This window comes from Massilia eburnea (assembly GCF_009720745.1).
Lineage (GTDB): Bacteria > Pseudomonadota > Gammaproteobacteria > Burkholderiales > Burkholderiaceae_D > Rugamonas > Rugamonas eburnea.
On sequence record NZ_WNKX01000026.1, the window covers coordinates 37,608 to 54,594 of the forward strand.

The window sequence follows — 16,987 nt, forward strand, 5'->3', positions numbered from 1 at the left end:
GTCAATCCTCTAACTGGTTGCTGATGCGCATGGCTTCCGCCACCGTCGTACGGCCCTGGACCACCAGCTGCACGGCGTGACGGCGCAGGGTCTGGCCATCCATCTGCTGTGCGGCCGCTTTCAGGAACACGGCGGGATCGACGTCGTTGGCCGCATCCACCACGGCTTGCGTCATTTCCAGCAGCTCGTACACGCCGGTACGGCCACGGTAGCCCAGGCCATTGCAATGCGAGCAGCCCTTGCCGTGGAAGTAGCGGCCCATGTCGACCTTGTCCTTCAGTTCAAGGCTGAGCCATTCATGCTCGTTCGGCGTCAGCTCATACGGCGTGGTGCAGGATTCGCAAATCACGCGCAGCAGTCGCTGCGCCAGCACGGCCTGCAGCGAGCTGCCTACCATATAGCGCGGCACGCCCATATCCATCAGCCGCAGCGGGGTGCTGGCGGCATCGTTGGTGTGCAGGGTTGACAGCACCAGGTGGCCGGTCATGGCGGCGCGCAGGCCAATGGAGGCAGTTTCCTGGTCGCGCATCTCGCCGACCAGCACGATGTCCGGGTCCTGGCGCAGTGCGGAGCGCAGCACACGCGCAAAATCCAGTTCGATCTTTTCATTCACCTGGACCTGGTTGATGCCGGCCAGGCGGTATTCAACAGGATCTTCAACGGTGATCAGCTTCTTCTCCATCGAATTCAATTCGGCCAGCGCACAGTACAGCGTGGTGGTCTTGCCGCTGCCGGTAGGACCGGTGACCAGTACCAGGCCGTTCGGTCGGGCGACGATGGCACGGAACTTGTCGAGCAGCGGCTTGGGCATGCCGATGGCGTCCAGCCGCAAGGTCATGCCGCTCTGGTTCAGCAAACGCATCACGATCGATTCCCCATACTGTGTCGGCATGGTCGAAATACGGACGTCGATGCGGGCGTTCTTGACGCGCACGGCAAAGCGGCCATCCTGCGGCAGGCGCTTCTCGGAAATGTCCAGGTCGGACATCAGTTTCAGGCGCAGGGCCAGTGCAGGCGCGATCTTGATATCGGCTTCCGTCTGCAGGTGCAGCACGCCGTCGATGCGGAAGCGGATCTGCAGCCGGCCTTCCTGCGGCTCGATGTGGATGTCCGAAGCGCGCACTTGCGCCGCATCGTCGAACAGCGATTGCAGCAGCTTGACCACCGGCGCTTCTTCCAGGCCGGGACTGGCGGCTGCCAGCGCGCCGAAGTCCACCGAGCCTTCGCCCATCTCCTGTTCCAGCTCGCGCGCCAGGCCGGAAATGTCCTCCGTGCGGCGGTAGATGCGGTCAATGGCGGCCAGCACCTCGGTCTCGTTGACCACGGCCAGCTCAATGGTCTGCTTCAGCAGGCGGGAAATCTCGTCGTACGCAAACAGGTCGGTTGGGTCGGACAGTCCGACCAGCATGGTGCCCTTGCGGTCTTCCAGTACCAGGGCGCGGAAGCGGCGCGCCTGCGTTTCCGGCAACAGCCGCACCAGGTCCGTATTGATCTGGTAAAACTTGAGGTTGATGTAGGGGATGTTCAGCTGGCGCGCCAGTGCGCCGGAAATCTGTTCTTCAGTGACAAAGCCGTGTTCGACGAATACCCGCCCCAGTTTGCGGCCGCTGCGTTTCTGCTCCGCCAGCGCCATGCCCAGCTGTTCTTCCGACAGCAGCTTTTGCTGCACCAGGATCTCACCTAAACGAACCTTTTCCGGCCTCGTCATACACGCTTCCCCGATCACAAATATCCGTTGGCATTGTATGCGAACGAATCATGCAAGCATAGCAAAACCCGTTAATAGATACACCATAGTCCGGAGGCGTGGCTGACGGGCGACGAATTCTTGCGATACGTGCTCCAATTGCAGGGCCCCTACCAACCAATCCAATGCCTGCACGCCGCCATGTACCAGCAACATTTTGGCCTGCAAGAGGCCCCTTTCGGCATTACGCCGAACCCCGCCTTCTTTTATAGCGGGAATACGCGCGGGGAGATATTGTCCGCCCTGCTCTACGCTGTCACCCTTGGCGAAGGCATCGTCAAGGTGACGGGCGAAGTAGGCTGCGGCAAGACCATGTTGTGCCGCATGCTGGAGGCCCGTTTGCCGCGCGGCGTGGATGTGCTTTATCTCGTCAACCCGACATTGGGACCGCAGGAAGTCCTGCACGCCATCGCCGCCGAGCTGGGACTGGACACCAGCGGCCGCCGCGCCGATGAAGTGTTGCGCGCATTGCACGGCGAACTCATTGCCCGCCACGCAACCGGCCATCGCGTCGTGCTGCTGGTTGAGGAAGCGCAGGCCATGCCGCTGGAAACGCTGGAAGAAGTGCGCCTGCTGACCAACCTTGAAACCGCGCGCAGCAAGCTGCTGCAGATCGTGCTGTTCGGCCAGCCCGAACTGGACCAGCACCTTTCCCTGCCCCGCATGCGCCAGCTGCGCGAACGCATCACGCACAGCTTCAACGTACCGCCCATGCCGCGCGACCAGATCCCCTACTTCCTGTCGCACCGGCTGCGCGCGGCCGGCTACCATGGGCCGGAATTGTTCAGCCGCGGCGCGGTCAGGCTGATTGCGCGCGGATCGGAAGGGATCGTTCGCCGCATCAATGTGCTGGCGGACAAGGCGCTGATGGCGGCTTTTGCCGACGATTTGCCTTACGTTAATTCTTACCATGTGCGCCAGGCCATCGAAGACAGCCGCTATTCGTGCGCGGCCGTCCTGGGCAATCGCAGTATGATCGCCTTCGATAGACTCCTGGCAATTTGCCTCAGGCGGCGACCAACATGAAGAACCTTGCGGCTATCCTGTCGTGTGTCCTGCTTGCCGCCTGCGCCGCGCCCAAGCTTCCCTTATCGCCCACACACATCAGTGAAGCTGAACCGGTGGCCGGCGCGATCCCGGAACCGGTGCAGCAGAGCGCTGTATTGGCGCCGCCCCGTCCAGCCGCGCGGCAAGAAACGTATAGTGTTTCGGTGCACCGCGTGCCGGTGCAATCGGTGCTGTTTGCGCTGGCGCGCGACGCTGGGCTGAATGTAGACGTGCATCCCTCAGTCGAAGGCATCGTGACCCTGAACGCGCTGGACCAGACCTTGCCGCAGCTACTTGAACGGATCGGCAAACAGGTCGACATGCGCTACGAACTGCAAGGCAAGAACCTGGTGGTGCTGCCGGACCAGCCCTACTGGAACCACTACAAGATCGACTACGTCAATATCGCGCGCAGCACCAACAGCAGCGTGAATATCGCGACGCAGATTTCCACCACGGGCGGCTCGGCGGCCGGCAACGTGAACGCTTCCAACCCGGTCGAGGCGGCGGGCGCGTCGCTGACCAGCGGCGGCAACAACAATTCGACCACCTCGGTTGCCAACCGGTCGGACAACAATTTCTGGTACAGCCTGGAAAAGAATGTGCGCGACATGCTGCGCCCCACCACGCTGAACGACCCGCTCGCCGATCCGCTGGCCCAGATGCGCGAGCAAGCCAATGCGATGCTGCAGCAGATGCAGGCCGGACCGGGCGCAAACACGACTTATCCCGGCGCACAGGCAGCGGCGGCGCAGAACCGCGCCCCGGTTGGCGGCGCAGCCGGCAATACGGCTTTCGGCGCCGGCTCCACTGGCCAGGCGCGCGGCTCCCCTTCCGTCATCGCCAACCCAGAAGGCGGCTTGCTGTCGGTGCGTGCGACCAGCAGGCAGCATGAGAAGGTGCAGGAATTCCTCGACATCATCATGTCCACCGCCAAACGCCAGGTCATGATTGAGGCCACCATCATCGAAGTCAAGCTCAGCGACCAGTACCAGCAAGGCATCAATTGGGCACGCATCAACGGCAATGGCAAGCTTGGGCAGGGACAAGTGGGCACCGCAGCGCTGCCATCGGGCGTCGCCCCTTTGACCTCGCCAGGTTTCTTCATCTTTGATTACGCCAACCCCACTACCCGGTTCGGCAATATCACCGCCACCATCCAGCTGCTCGAGTCCTTCGGCAAAGTGAAGGTTCTCAGCAGCCCGAAAATCAGCGTGCTGAATAACCAGACAGCCCTGCTGAAAGTGGTCGACAACAACATCTTCTTCACGCTCAAGGTTACGCCTGCCGTGCTGACGTCAACCGGCACCATCGCCACGCCGGCCACCTACGAGTCCAAGGTTGAAACGGTGCCGGTGGGATTTGTGATGAGCGTCACGCCGCAAATTTCCGCCGACGATGAGGTGACGCTGAACGTACGGCCAACCATTACGCGGATCGTCGATTACGTCGAAGACCCCAATCCGGAGCTGCGCAAGCAGAACGTGATCAGCCGCGTTCCCGTGATACAGGCGCGTGAAATGGAATCCATCCTCAAGGTGTCGAGCGGGCAGGTCGCGGTCATGGGCGGCTTGATGCAGGATTCGGTCGACAACAAGAAGGATGCCATTCCGGTGCTGGGTTCCGTGCCGGTGCTGGGCAGCCTGTTCTCCTATCGCAACGAGACTGCCAGCAAGACGGAACTGGTGATCTTCCTGCGGCCGGTGGTGGTGAAGGACGCCAGTCTCGCCGGTGACTTCCGCGACTACCGCTACCTCGTGCCCGCGCGGCCGGCGGAGGGTCTATGAGCCTGCTCATGCAAGCACTGCGCAAGGCCGAGCGCGCCCGTTCCCATTCCGGCGACGAACATGAGCAGGAGCACCCGTTCGGCCAGGATGCCGTGCCGTCGCCGCCGCCAATCGAAGGGGGACCGGCATTTGCCGTCATGCCGGACGCCTGGCGCCTCGAACCTCTTGACGCGGAGCCGCCGGTAATCGCAGCGGAAGAAGCGGTGCACGATCCGGTGCCGCCCCAGGCGCGCCACGAGGCATCCCGCCGGCGCCGCAACATTTCGCCATCCACGGGAAATTACACGGCGGAAGACGCCGGGCCGGCGAGTGCAGCAGGAGCTGCCACAGTTGGCGAAGGCCTGCCGCTGGATGCCAACGGCGCGGACGGAACTGCGGGCAGCCGCATGGACGAACGCGGTTCCGGCGGACTCCGCTCGGGTGAGCGCTCCTTCGACGATCGCGGCCTCGCCGACCGCGGCCCAGGCAGCCACGATGCAGGCGTGCGCAGCCCCGGCGCTCGCCCGCCAGCCCCGCCGCGCGCCATCGCGTCATCCCAGCGCAGGCTGATGATACTCGCAGGAGCATTGGCCGCCCTCATGGCGGTATTTGCTTTCATTTATTGGCGCGCAGTTTCCGGCCCCGGCCCAGGCGCGCGCTTGCCCATGGTTCCGATGCCGGCGCCCGGCGCCGCGCCAGCGCCATTGCCGGGGGATGGACAGCAAATATCTGCCATTCCAGTGACGCCTGATGTCGGCGCGCCTGGCAGCGGTCTCGTACCGCCGGCCTCCGGGAACGCAGCTCCAGCCGCGCCGGCCGCAGCGGCCACGCCAGCGACGCCTGCAGCCGCCGCCCCCGCCAGCAAGCCCCGCGCTGGCGTAACGATCCCAACGCCTGAGCAACTTGCCGCCATTTCCGACCCTGCGATCCGGGCGGAAGCCATGCGTGATGCGGCGGAGCGCTCCGCCCGCCAGGCCACGATGGAGGGCGCGCCACCGTCCAGCGCCGCCACACCGATCGAAGCAGCCGCGGCGCCCGAACCCATTGAAATCAAGCAGCACCGCCAAACACCGCGCCCCGCCGTCCAGGGCGTGGCAGCTGCATCCGCCAGGCCGGCGAACACGGGGAAAGAAAGAACGGCGCTGCCAACGGCAGTCGGCGAAAATGGCGATGTGCGCTTCGTCCGCAGCAAAGACACGAGCCAGGTGGCGCCGCCAATCCAGCATGGTTACGCGGCCCTGCAAGCCGGAGACCTGGCGACAGCGCGCCAGCAATACGACCTTGCCCTGCTCCAGGATCCCACCAACCGCGACGCCCTGCTCGGCTCCGCCGCAGTTGCCATGCGCGAACACGACGGCAACCAGGCATCCGCCAACTACCTGCGCCTGCTGGAACTTGACCCGAACGATCCGGAAGCACTGGCCGGCCTGGCCGAACTCCACCCCGGCGACTTGCAGGCGAACGAGATCAAGCTGCGAGGCCTGGCAAGGCAGCATCCCGAATCGGGGCCCGTGCAGTTCGCCCTGGGCAACCTGTACGCCCGCCAAGGCCGTTGGCCGGAGGCCCAGCAAAGCTACTTCCGCGCCTTCACCGCCGTGCCCAACAACGCTGACTACGCTTTCAACCTCGGCGTCGGGCTGGACCGCATGAACCAGCCACGACTGGCGAAGACCTACTACCGGCGCGCACTGGAACTGGCGCAAGCCAGCCCGCCCGGCTTCAACGTCGATGCGGTGCGCAAGCGTTTGCAGGTGCTGGAAGCGCCGGCGCAATAAAGCACCATGGCCGACACGCAGAAAACCCCGCTCGGGAAGCTGCTGATCCAGAAAGGTGTCATCAGCCAGGACCAGCTTCGCATCGCGCTGACAGAGCAGCAGCGGCACAACCAGCCTTTGGGCAAGCTGCTGGTGTCGCTGGGTTTTGTCACCGAAGCCACCATGCGCGAGGCGCTCAGCGAGAAACTCAATACCCGTTCCGCCGACCTGAAAAGCCTGCTGGTGGACGCGGTGGCGCTCAAGCTGATCCCTAAAGAGGTGGCGAAGCGCTACCGGGTCTTCCCCATCGTCTACGAGCGCGGCACCGATGAACTGGTGCTGGCCATGTCGGACACCACCAATATCGTGGCCCTCGACCAGATCAGCGCCATGCTGGTCAAGGGCATTACCCTGGTCCCGCTGCTGGTCAACGATTCCGACATTGCGTTCGCCATCGATCACTATTACGGCTTCGAGCTGTCGATCGACGGCATCCTGCACGAAATCGAAACCGGCGAGGTGACGCTGGACGCTTCCTCCGATGAATACAGCCAGCCGATGGTGCGCCTGATTGACGCACTGCTGGCGGACGCGGTGCAGAACAGCGCTTCCGACATCCATTTCGAGCCGGAGCACAGTTTCCTGCGCATCCGCTACCGCATCGACGGGATTTTGCGGCAGATCCGCAGCCTGCACCGCTCCTACTGGCCCGCCATGGCGGTGCGGCTGAAGGTGATCAGCCAGATGAACATCGCCGAAACGCGGGCGCCGCAGGATGGCCGCATCTCGATCCAGTTTTCCGGCCGCCAGATCGACTTTCGCGCCAGCAGCCAGCCCACCACCCACGGCGAAAACATCGTGCTGCGCGTGCTGGACCGCCAAAAAGGCATCGTCCCGCTGGATAAACTCGGCCTGGCCGAGCATGAACTCGATGTACTGAAGCTGATGATCGCCCGCCCAGATGGACTGATCCTGGTCACCGGCCCGACCGGCAGCGGCAAGACCACCACCCTGTATTCGATCCTCAATCACATCAACACCGAAGCCATCAACATCATGACGATGGAAGACCCGGTCGAGTATCCGATGCACCAGATCCGCCAGACCTCAGTCAATGAATCGGCCAAGCTGGGCTTCGCCGACGGCATCCGCTCCATGATGCGGCAAGACCCGGACGTCATCCTGGTCGGCGAAATCCGCGACAAGGAAACCGCCGACATGGCGCTGGCTGCAGCCATGACCGGCCACCAGGTGTATTCCACGCTGCACACCAATTCGGCCGCCGGCGCCATTCCGCGCCTGCTGGACCTGGGCGTGGTGGCCGATGTCCTGGCCGGAAATATCATCGGCATCGTCGCCCAAAGGCTGGTACGCAAGTTATGCCTGTACTGCCGCCAGCCGATCGAGGCGGACGAGCTGGAACGGCGCCTGCTTGCCCTGCCGCCCGACGCACCGCCCACCACCATCTACCGCGCCGGCGCCTGCGAACGCTGCGCCCACCAGGGCTACAAGGGCCGCATGGCGATCATGGAACTGCTGCGCATGACCGCCGATCTGGATGAAATGGTGGCCCGCCGCGCGCCCGCACGCGAGCTGCGCAACGCCGCCCGCGCCTCCGGCTTGCGCTCACTGGTCGACGACGGCATGCGGCGCGTGCTGGAAGGCCTCACCACGCTGGAGGAAGTGTCGCGCGTGGTCGACCTGACTGACAGGCTGGGCTGACATGCCACAGTTCATCTACCGAGCCATGGACGCCAACGGCACCATCGTTCCGGGCAATATGGACGCGCACAACGTGCCGGACCTGGAACTGCGCCTGCAGCGCATGGCGCTGGACCTGATCGACTACCGCGAAACGCGGGAACGCAAGCTGCGGATTGTCGGCCGCGCCATCACGCGGCGCGACTTGATCAACCTTTGCTTCCACCTGGAGCAAATGAGCAGCGCCGGCGTACCGATCCTGGACGGTTTGCGCGACCTGCGCGACAGCACGGACCATTTCCGGCTGCGCGAGATCATCACCGACCTGGTGGAAAAAATCGAGGGCGGGCTGCAGCTATCGAGCGCATTGGCGGCCTATCCCGAAATATTCGACCAGAGCTTCACCAGCCTGGTACGTGCCGGCGAGCAAAGCGGAAAGGTGCATGAGGTATTTCGCGACCTGGCGGAAAACCTCAAGTGGCAGGATGAACTGGCTGCCCAGGCACGCAAGGCCATTACCTATCCAGCGTTCGTGCTGGTGGTCGTGAGTGCGGTCATGTTCTTCCTCATGATCTACCTCGTGCCCCAGTTGACGGCCTTCATCAAGAATATGGGACGGGAGTTGCCGCTCCATACGCGCGCACTGATCGCCTTGTCCAACTTCTTCATCCATTACTGGTATCTGCTGCTGGCCGCGCCCATCGTGGCCTGGCAGCTCGGGCGCTGGCAACTGCGGCGCAGCGAACGCACCGCCTTTGCCTTCGACCGGCTGCTGCTGCGCATGGTGCCGGTACTGCAGAAACTGATCATGGCGCGTTTTGCCACCTATTTCGCGCTGATGTATGCGGCGGGAATTCCGGTGCTCGAATGCATCCGCCTGTCGGAGGGCATTGCCGGCAACCGCGTGGTGGCGGCCGGCATGCGGCGGGCACGGGAACTGATTTCGGAGGGGCATAGCGTCGCTGCGGCATTCAAACAGGTCGGCTTGTTCCCGCCGCTCGTGGTGCGCATGCTGCGCGTGGGCGAGTCGACCGGCGCACTCGACGCGACATTGCGTAACGTTGCCTATTTTTACAACCGCGAGGTGCGTGAAAGGATGGAACGCATGCAAGCGATGATCGAGCCGGCGATGACGGTGATTCTTGGCATCCTGCTTGGCTGGATCATGCTGTCCGTGCTTGGCCCCATTTACGACACCATCAGTTCGATCAGGATCTAGGCCATGACGCGCAAACTTCTGATCCACATGACAGGCGAGCGGCTATGCTGTTGGTTATGGGAGCGCGGCCAGCTTGGGCCGGGGCCGTGTTTCGATCCAACGCCAGACGGTGTGCAGCGCTTCACTGCCTGGCTGGAGGGCCGGCAGGACACGCCGGCCCTGATGCTTGCCGACCTTGTGGAGGAAGATTTCCAGCGCCATCTGCTGCCGCACGTTGCCGGCCGCGCCGGGCTGACGATGCGTGAAAGGCGGCTGGCGCAGGCCTGGCGCGACACGCCGTTCCGCTGCGCGCACGTACAAGGCCGGGAACAAGAAGGACGGCGCGACGACATCGTGCTCTTCTCCGCCCTCACGAATCCGGCAGTGCTGACGCCCTGGCTCGATGCGCTGGAAAGCCAGCAAGTGCCGCTGGCGGCGCTGTATTCTCCCGCCCTGCTCAGCGCTGCGGTGCTTCCCGACCACGCGCGGCGAGAACCGCACCTGCTGCTGGTGACGGAACATGCCAGCGGCATCCGCCAGACCTATTTCCAGCGTGGGCTGGTGCAGTTTTCGCGCCTGGCGCAGGCCACGGCCAGCGCCGAACAGGAAGCGGAACGCACGCGCAAATTCCTCGCCGGAGCCCACATGCTGCCGCGCGATGCGACACTGCAGGTGCTGGCCCTGCTGCCGCTGGCGCGCATCGCTTCGCCGCCTGCTGCCGTCATTTCTCCGCAGCTCGACTGGCGCGTCTTGCCGCTGGAAGAAGTCGCTGCGCGCCACCGCCTGGCTGCCACGGCCAGTGCCGACGAACTATTTCTTGGCCTGGCCGCGCGCTTGGCGCCGCCGGGCCATTACCCGCTTGGCGCCCGCCAGCGGTATTACAGCCTTTGGCGTACGCGCAAGTCGCTCTACGCGTCAAGCGCCGTGCTGGCCGCCGCCTGCCTGCTGTGGGTAGGATCGAATATTGCCGGCGCCGTGCTTGCACGCGGCCATAGTCAGGAATTGCAGCGCGCAACCCAGGGTTATGCAGCCGCTTACCGCCGCAGCATGTCGAGCATGCCGCCCGCTGTCGACAAAACCGCGAACATGAAGGCTGCGGTGCAGATTGCGCAGATGGTGGCGCGCCAGGGTCCGTGGCCGCAAGCCGCGCTGTCTGTGCTGAGCGAAGCGCTGGAGCGTTCGCCGCAAATCCGGCTGGTGCAGCTTGACTGGCGCGCCAATGCGCCCGGTGTGGCGCCCGTATCAGCCAGCAGCGCATTCCCCGGCACAGCGACTTCACCCGCGCTGGTGGCGCCGCAGTCTTCCTTGCTGATCGGGATACCCAAGGCGCCGGTCCAACAACTGCGCCTGCAAGCCGAAGTACTGGTGGAGCAGGACGATTATCGCAGCTTCCTGCTCGGCATGAACCAATTTGCGCAAGAGCTGGCGCGCACGCCAGGGATGGCTGTGGAGATCGAACAGCTGCCGTTCGACGTGCGGCCCAGCGTCAAGCTCGTCGGCAAGGCCGGGGCGCCGTCCGGGCTGGGTGAACGCGCCAGATTTACGCTCAATATCCGGTGGACGCCATGATTCTCTTCCGCGACTTTTCCTTGCTGCGTAATGCGGTGCTGGTGTTCCTTGGGACGCTTATTCTGGGACTGGCGGCCGTCGTTGCCAGCATCTGGCACTTGCGGCAAGCGCACCTGCAAGAAGCGGCAGCCTTGCTTGAGCGGGATGCAGCGCGCCTGCGCCTGGCCCATGCCGAAACCGAAAAGGAGGAGATCCGCCAGTACCAGCCGCAGTTCATCGAGTTGCGGCAGCGGGGGCTGGTGGGGCCGGAACGGCGGCTCGATTGGGTCGAGGCGATTCGGCGGATCCAGGAGCAGCGGCGCTTGCTGCCTTTGAATTATGAGATCGATGTCCAGCAGCCTTACCGCCTGGAGACGGCGCTGCCCACCGGTGACTATTCCTTGCTTGGCAGCCGGATGGTATTGCACATGGATTTGCTGCACGAACTGGATTTACTGAACTTCCTGTCCGATTTGCGCGTCAACGGCACGTTCGCGGTGCAGGATTGCACGATCCGGCGTACTGCGGGCGCGGCGCCGGCGCCTGGCGTCCTGGCGCCAACCCTGAATGCCGATTGCACGCTCAACTGGCTGACTTTGACGCCTTCCGCCGCGCCACGCCGACCTGCCGGAGCTTCGCTATGAAGCGTGGCCTGCCAGCACTGCTGCTGCTCCTGGCGGCCCAGGCCGGAGCGCAAAGTTTCGCCAGCATGGGAAGGCTGTTCACGACGCCGGCCGAACGCGCGCAGCTCGATGCGCAGCGCAGCCAGGCGCCCGCGAGCGCCCTCGGCGCCAACAGTGGGCAAGGTGGTGCTGGCGGGCCTGGCAGCGCCGGCGCACCCGGCGGAACTGGTTCCGCAGAGAGTTTGCCCGGCATGGCCGGCGCCGTGCCTTGTGCCGCAGGTTCGGCGCCCGGTTGCACGCCGCCACCGGGCATGGCTGCGGCCTCGCCGGCCGGGCAAGCCGGTCCCGCAGCGTTGGGGCCTGGCGACGCTGGACCTTCGGAACAAGGCGTCCAGGAACCTCCTGGCCTTCGCCTGGATGGCGTGATCCGCCGCAGCAATGGCCCTACCGTATTGATCGTCAATGGCGCGGTGCAGCCGGCGCCGCCGGGCGGCGTGACGCGCGGGACCGTCACGTTGCAGGCCGACGGCCACTCCATCGTCCTTAAGCCTGGCCAGCGCTACGATCCTGCCACCGGAGAAGTGCATGAAGCGGCCCACTAAACAGCAAGGCGCTGCATTGCTGACGCTCCTGCTGGTAGCGATCATCGCAACGGCCGCAGTCCTGCTGTCGGCCTTCAGCGTGAACAGCGTTGTCCGTGCACGCGAACAAAGAACATACGCGCTCCTGGCGCAGGCAAGTGAAGCCCTGATCGGCTTCGCGGCAACCCACGGCCGCCTTCCGCGCCCCTCGAGTGGCGCCGCCGCGCCCGGCGCTGGCGATGGCCATGAACGGGCGACGCCCTGCGTGACGGACGAGGATTGCACGGGTATGCTGCCCTGGCTCGACCTTGGACTGCCAGCGGACGACAGCTGGGGCCACCGCCTGCGCTACAGCGTGACGCCGGCTTTTACAGCGGCGCCGCTGGCGCGGACCGCCGCCATCGCAACCAGGCGCGTGCTGTCGCGCGACGCAAGCGGCAAGCCGTTCTTCGTGGTGGGACAGGATATGTGCTCGCTGGCCGCGCAATGCGCACCAGCCGTCATTCTCTCGCGCGGCGGCAGTGATACGCCTGGCAGCCAGGACGAAGCAGGAAACCTGCTGGCCAACGCCGATTTCATGCAGCGCCCGCGCAGCAGCGAAACCAACGCACCGGGCGGCGCCTTCGACGACCTGCTGGTCACCGTACCACTGCATACGCTTTATCAAAGGATGGCTGCTGCCAAAACGCTCCCATGAAAAACCGCGCCTTCACCTTGGTCGAAATGGCGATCGTCCTCGTGATCGTCGGCCTGCTGCTGGGCGGCATGCTGGCGCCTTTGCGGGCGCAGATGGAGCAGCGCCGCGCCGCTGATACGAACAAGGCGCTGGACGAAGCGCGCGACGCCCTGGCAGGCTTCGCGGCACGCAATGGCTACCTGCCCTGCCCCGCCATTTCCGCCTCCAATGGACTCGAGGACCGGGCCGGCACGCGCTGCGCCAACGAGCGCCGGCTCGGTTTCCTGCCCTGGGCGACGCTGGGCCTGCAAAAGCTGGACGCCTGGCAGCATATTTACCTGTACAGCGTAACGCCGGCCTTCAGCGACAGCGGCGCCTTCTTCCGCCTCGATACACCGCGCGATATCACCATCGCCAGCCGGGACGCCGCCGGCGCCCTGGTGCCTGCCAGCGCCCAGAACGATATTCCCGCCGTCGTGCTTTCCCTTGGCGGCAACGGCTTCGGCGCCTTCAGCGACGCCGGCGTGCAGGCCGCGGACGCAGGCCAGGGCAACGTCGACGAAAAGGCCAATTTCCAGGGCGACGGCCGCCTGTTCATTGCCCGAGGCCAGGCCGACAACCCGGCCGCACCGGGCGGCGCCTATGACGACATCGTCGTCTGGCTTTCGCCCAACATCCTGTTCAACCGAATGCTTGCAGCCCAGCGGCTGCCATGAAAGGAGACTGCCATGCGACACCGCGGCTTTACCCTCGTTGAAATTGCCATTGTGCTGGTGATTATCGGCCTGCTGCTGGGCGGCGTGCTCAAAGGCCAGGCGCTGATCGACAGCGCCAAGGTCAAGAGCATCATCCAGCAGGCCACGGCGCTGCAGGCCGCCGTCAACGCCTACCAGGACCGCTTCCATGCCCTGCCCGGCGACGATATCCTCGCCACCACCCACGTTCCCGGCGCCACCGGCAACGGCAATGGCGATGGCCAGATCACGGAATACCAGCTGGCGCCCCAGCACCTGGCCCTGGCCGGTTTGATCACCGGCTCCTACAACGGGACCACCGACTTCATGACCAGCGCCCAGGGCGGCGCGGTCTACATCTATAACGACGTGGTGGGCGGGCGCGGCGGCAACGGCATCCGCATCGACAACCTGCCCGACACCTTCGCGCAGGAAATCGACGCCAAGCTCGATGACGGAAAACCGGATTCCGGCAGCGTGCGGGCGACGGGGCCTTATACTAATAACGGAACCATCATCACACGCCTCGCAATCTTCTTCTGATATTTATGACAGCAAGCACCGAACGACGCCGCGTCTTCCTGATGCGGCATGGCAGCGTCACCTACTTCGACGAAGCCGGCAAACCGCACCTTCCCGAAGCCGTTCCATTGAATGAAGCCGGCCGCACACAGGCCGCCGCTGCCGGCCGCGCCTTGGCCGCCGACGGCGTCAAATTCGACCGGGTCATCGTTTCCGGCCTGCCCCGCACCGTCGAAACCGCCATGCGGGTGCTGGCCGAAACGGGCCAGCAAATCGCGCTTGAAACCTGGCCCGAACTGGCCGAGATCCGCGGCGGCAAGCTGTCCGGCATCCCGGACGACAAGCTGCGGGAAGCCTTCACCGGCGCCTTCGAAGGCGTGGTACCGGAGCAGCGCCGCTTCCTGGGCGGCGAGTCGGTGGGTGAGCTGATGGACCGCGTCCATCCGGCGATCGCCAGGCTGCTGGCCGACGAAACGTGGGACACCGTACTGCTGGTGCTGCACGGCGGCGTCAATCGCGCCATCCTGTCATACGCCCTGACGGGCGGCCAGCGCCTATTCCTGGGCAATATGTCGCAAGCGGCCGGCTGCATCAACGCACTGGACGTGGGAAGCGGGCCGCACGACTGGATCCTGCGTTTTTCGAACTACTCGCCGCCCGCGCCGCTGCAGACCGGCACCCGCAGCACCACGATGGAACAGCTGTTCAAGGAATATGCGAAATCCCGCTTGCCTTCGCGCCCATAAAAATAGTACGATCGTTCGAAAGGAGGGTTTATGTTCGAGGAATTCATGGGCACCAAGGAGGTGTCGGAGCGCCACCGCTTCGACATCGCAGCGCTGGAGGCATACCTGCGCCAGCACGTCGACGGCTATCCGCAGGGCGAGTTGACGGTCGAGCAATTCAAGGGCGGCCAATCCAATCCGACCTTCAAGCTCTCGGTCGGCGGCCAGCAATACGTATTGCGCACCAAGCCCGCACCGGCGGCCAAGCTGCTGCCTTCCGCCCATGCCATCGAACGCGAATACCGCGTGATGGACGCGCTGCACAAGGCCGGCTTCCCGGCGGCGCGCCAGTACTGCCTGTGCATGGACGAATCGGTGATCGGCCGCGCCTTCTACGTGATGCAGTTCGTCGAAGGCCGCGTACTGTGGGACCAGGCCCTGCCCGGCATGACGCCCGCCGAACGCAGCGCGATCTACGATGAACTGAACCGCGTCATCGCCCAGCTGCATACCATCGACTACAACGCCATCGGCCTGGGCGACTACGGCAAGCCTGGCAACTACTTCCAGCGCCAGATCGAGCGCTGGGCCAAACAGTACAAGGCTTCCGAGACCGAAACCATCGAAGCGATGGACAGCCTGATCGCCTGGCTGCCGGCCAACATCCCGCCCGGCGAAGACACCTCCATCGTGCATGGCGATTACCGCCTCGACAACATGATCTTCCATCCCACCGAGCCGCGCATCCTTGCCGTGCTGGACTGGGAACTGTCCACCCTGGGCCACCCGTTCGCCGACTTCAGCTACCACTGCATGAGCTGGCACATCGCACCGGGCCAGTTCCGTGGCATCGCGGGACTGGACCTGAAGGCGCTCGGCATTCCTTCGCAGCGCGACTACATCGCCCGCTATGCCGAGCGCACCGGCAAGGCAATCCGCCTGGAGGACTTCAATTTCTACCTCGCCTTCAACATGTTCCGCCTTGCCAGCATCATGCAGGGCATCATGAAGCGCTATGTTGACGGCACGGCTTCCAGCGCACAGGCGCTGGAATCGGGCAAGCTGGCGCGCCCGATGGCGGCCATGGGCTGGGCTTACGCCCAGGGCAAAGCAATCGCATAAGGGAAACACAATGGACTTCGACTATTCGCCGCGCACCAAGGAATTGCAGGCGCGCCTGCTGGCCTTCATGGAGCAGCACATCTACCCGAACGAAAAAGCCTTCCACGAAGAGGTGGAGCGCAATGGCCGCGACAAAGGCAACCGCTGGATCCCCACCGAACTGATCGAACGCCTCAAACCGCTGGCGCGCGAACAGGGCTTGTGGAACCTGTTCCTGCCCCGTTCCAGCCGGGCGCCGGAAGGCTTGTCCAACCTCGATTACGCGCCGCTGTGCGAGATCATGGGCCGCGTGCCGTGGGCCGCCGAAGTGTTCAACTGCTCGGCGCCCGACACCGGCAATATGGAAACGCTGGAACGCTACGGCACGGAACAACACAAGCAGCGCTGGCTGGAACCGCTGCTGCGCGGCGACATCCGCTCCGCCTTCGCCATGACCGAACCTGCCGTAGCGTCTTCCGATGCGACCAATATCGAGACGCGCATCGAACGCGATGGCGACGATTATGTGATCAACGGCCGCAAATGGTGGATCTCGGGCGCCAGCGACCCGCGCTGCCAGGTGTACATCACCATGGGCAAGACCGACTTCAACGCGCCGCGCCACATGCAGCAGTCGATGATACTGGTGCCGGCCGATGCCCCGGGCCTGAAGGTGCTGCGTCCCCTGCCGGTGTTCGGCTACGACGATGCGCCCCACGGACACTGTGAAATGGTGTTTGAAAACGTGCGCGTGCCGGCCTCGAATATCCTGCTGGGCGAAGGCCGCGGCTTTGAAATTGCGCAGGGACGCCTGGGCCCAGGCCGCATCCACCACTGCATGCGCGCCATCGGCGTGGCCGAGCGCGCACTGGAATTGATGGTGCAGCGCCTGGCATCGAGAGTTGCATTTGGCAAGCGTTTGGCCGACCAGGGCGTGTGGCGCGAACGCATCGCCGAATCGCGCATCCGGATCGACACCGCGCGGCTACTCACTTTGAAAGCCGCCTATATGATGGACACGGTCGGCAACAAGGTGGCGCAATCGGAAATCGCCATGATCAAGGTATTGGCGCCCAACGTCGCGCAACAGGTGCTTGACTGGGCCATACAAGCCCACGGCGCGGCCGGCGTGTCCGACGATTTTCCGCTGGCCTACCAATGGGCCGGCAACCGCACCTTGCGCCTGGCCGACGGGCCGGATGAAGTCCACCGCAACGCCATCGCCAAGCTGGAGATTGCGCGCTTTTCGTCCACGACAAGCTAA

At 64.4% G+C, this 16,987-nt stretch carries 15 protein-coding genes; 14 read left to right on the top strand and 1 reads right to left on the bottom strand.

Annotated elements, in window-relative coordinates:
• Nucleotide 1: 1 nt before the first annotated feature.
• Nucleotides 2-1,708, bottom strand: coding sequence for a GspE/PulE family protein (locus tag GM658_RS24290; RefSeq protein ID WP_155456649.1), 1,707 nt, complete (start codon nucleotides 1,706-1,708; stop codon nucleotides 2-4).
• 180 nt (nucleotides 1,709-1,888) lie between these two features.
• On the opposite strand from GM658_RS24290, the gene GM658_RS24295 reads away from it, so the two are divergent.
• The 14 genes from GM658_RS24295 to GM658_RS24360 are packed head-to-tail and all read left to right on the top strand — an operon-like array spanning nucleotide 1,889 to nucleotide 16,987.
• Nucleotides 1,889-2,773 (top strand): ExeA family protein, encoded by an 885-nt coding sequence (locus GM658_RS24295; protein WP_155456650.1) that lies wholly within the window; start codon nucleotides 1,889-1,891, stop codon nucleotides 2,771-2,773.
• Nucleotides 2,770-4,581: a pilus (MSHA type) biogenesis protein MshL gene (gene mshL / locus GM658_RS24300; protein WP_155456651.1), complete on the top strand. Its 1,812-nt coding sequence runs from the start codon at nucleotides 2,770-2,772 to the stop codon at nucleotides 4,579-4,581. The genes GM658_RS24295 and mshL overlap by 4 nt, the downstream gene beginning before the upstream one ends.
• On the top strand, nucleotides 4,578-6,335 hold the full coding sequence (locus GM658_RS24305) for a tetratricopeptide repeat protein (RefSeq protein ID WP_155456652.1): 1,758 nt from the start codon (nucleotides 4,578-4,580) through the stop codon (nucleotides 6,333-6,335). Before mshL ends, GM658_RS24305 begins: the two co-directional genes overlap by 4 nt.
• Before the next feature lie 6 nt (nucleotides 6,336-6,341).
• Nucleotides 6,342-8,036: a GspE/PulE family protein gene (locus GM658_RS24310; RefSeq protein ID WP_155456653.1), complete on the top strand. Its 1,695-nt coding sequence runs from the start codon at nucleotides 6,342-6,344 to the stop codon at nucleotides 8,034-8,036.
• Between the two features lies 1 nt (nucleotide 8,037).
• Nucleotides 8,038-9,234: a type II secretion system F family protein gene (locus GM658_RS24315; RefSeq protein WP_155456654.1), complete on the top strand. Its 1,197-nt coding sequence runs from the start codon at nucleotides 8,038-8,040 to the stop codon at nucleotides 9,232-9,234.
• A 3-nt stretch (nucleotides 9,235-9,237) separates the two neighbouring features.
• The gene (locus GM658_RS24320; protein ID WP_155456655.1) at nucleotides 9,238-10,782 is read left to right on the top strand and encodes a hypothetical protein; all 1,545 of its coding nucleotides are present in this window, start codon (nucleotides 9,238-9,240) and stop codon (nucleotides 10,780-10,782) included.
• Nucleotides 10,779-11,405, top strand: a complete 627-nt coding sequence (locus tag GM658_RS24325; RefSeq protein WP_155456656.1) for a hypothetical protein — start codon at nucleotides 10,779-10,781, stop codon at nucleotides 11,403-11,405. The genes GM658_RS24320 and GM658_RS24325 overlap by 4 nt, the downstream gene beginning before the upstream one ends.
• A complete protein-coding gene (locus tag GM658_RS24330) occupies nucleotides 11,402-11,986 on the top strand; it encodes a hypothetical protein (protein ID WP_155456657.1) in 585 nt (194 codons plus the stop codon). Before GM658_RS24325 ends, GM658_RS24330 begins: the two co-directional genes overlap by 4 nt.
• Nucleotides 11,970-12,662, top strand: a complete 693-nt coding sequence (locus GM658_RS24335; protein WP_155456658.1) for a hypothetical protein — start codon at nucleotides 11,970-11,972, stop codon at nucleotides 12,660-12,662. Before GM658_RS24330 ends, GM658_RS24335 begins: the two co-directional genes overlap by 17 nt.
• Nucleotides 12,659-13,357, top strand: coding sequence for a type II secretion system protein (locus GM658_RS24340; protein ID WP_155456659.1), 699 nt, complete (start codon nucleotides 12,659-12,661; stop codon nucleotides 13,355-13,357). The genes GM658_RS24335 and GM658_RS24340 overlap by 4 nt, the downstream gene beginning before the upstream one ends.
• A 12-nt stretch (nucleotides 13,358-13,369) precedes the next feature.
• The gene (locus GM658_RS24345) at nucleotides 13,370-13,918 is read left to right on the top strand and encodes a prepilin-type N-terminal cleavage/methylation domain-containing protein (RefSeq protein ID WP_155456660.1); all 549 of its coding nucleotides are present in this window, start codon (nucleotides 13,370-13,372) and stop codon (nucleotides 13,916-13,918) included.
• Between the two features lie 5 nt (nucleotides 13,919-13,923).
• Nucleotides 13,924-14,643: a histidine phosphatase family protein gene (locus GM658_RS24350; protein WP_229417048.1), complete on the top strand. Its 720-nt coding sequence runs from the start codon at nucleotides 13,924-13,926 to the stop codon at nucleotides 14,641-14,643.
• 30 nt (nucleotides 14,644-14,673) lie between these two features.
• On the top strand, nucleotides 14,674-15,744 hold the full coding sequence (locus tag GM658_RS24355) for a phosphotransferase (RefSeq protein ID WP_155456661.1): 1,071 nt from the start codon (nucleotides 14,674-14,676) through the stop codon (nucleotides 15,742-15,744).
• A 10-nt stretch (nucleotides 15,745-15,754) separates the two neighbouring features.
• On the top strand, nucleotides 15,755-16,987 hold the full coding sequence (locus GM658_RS24360; protein ID WP_155456662.1) for an acyl-CoA dehydrogenase family protein: 1,233 nt from the start codon (nucleotides 15,755-15,757) through the stop codon (nucleotides 16,985-16,987).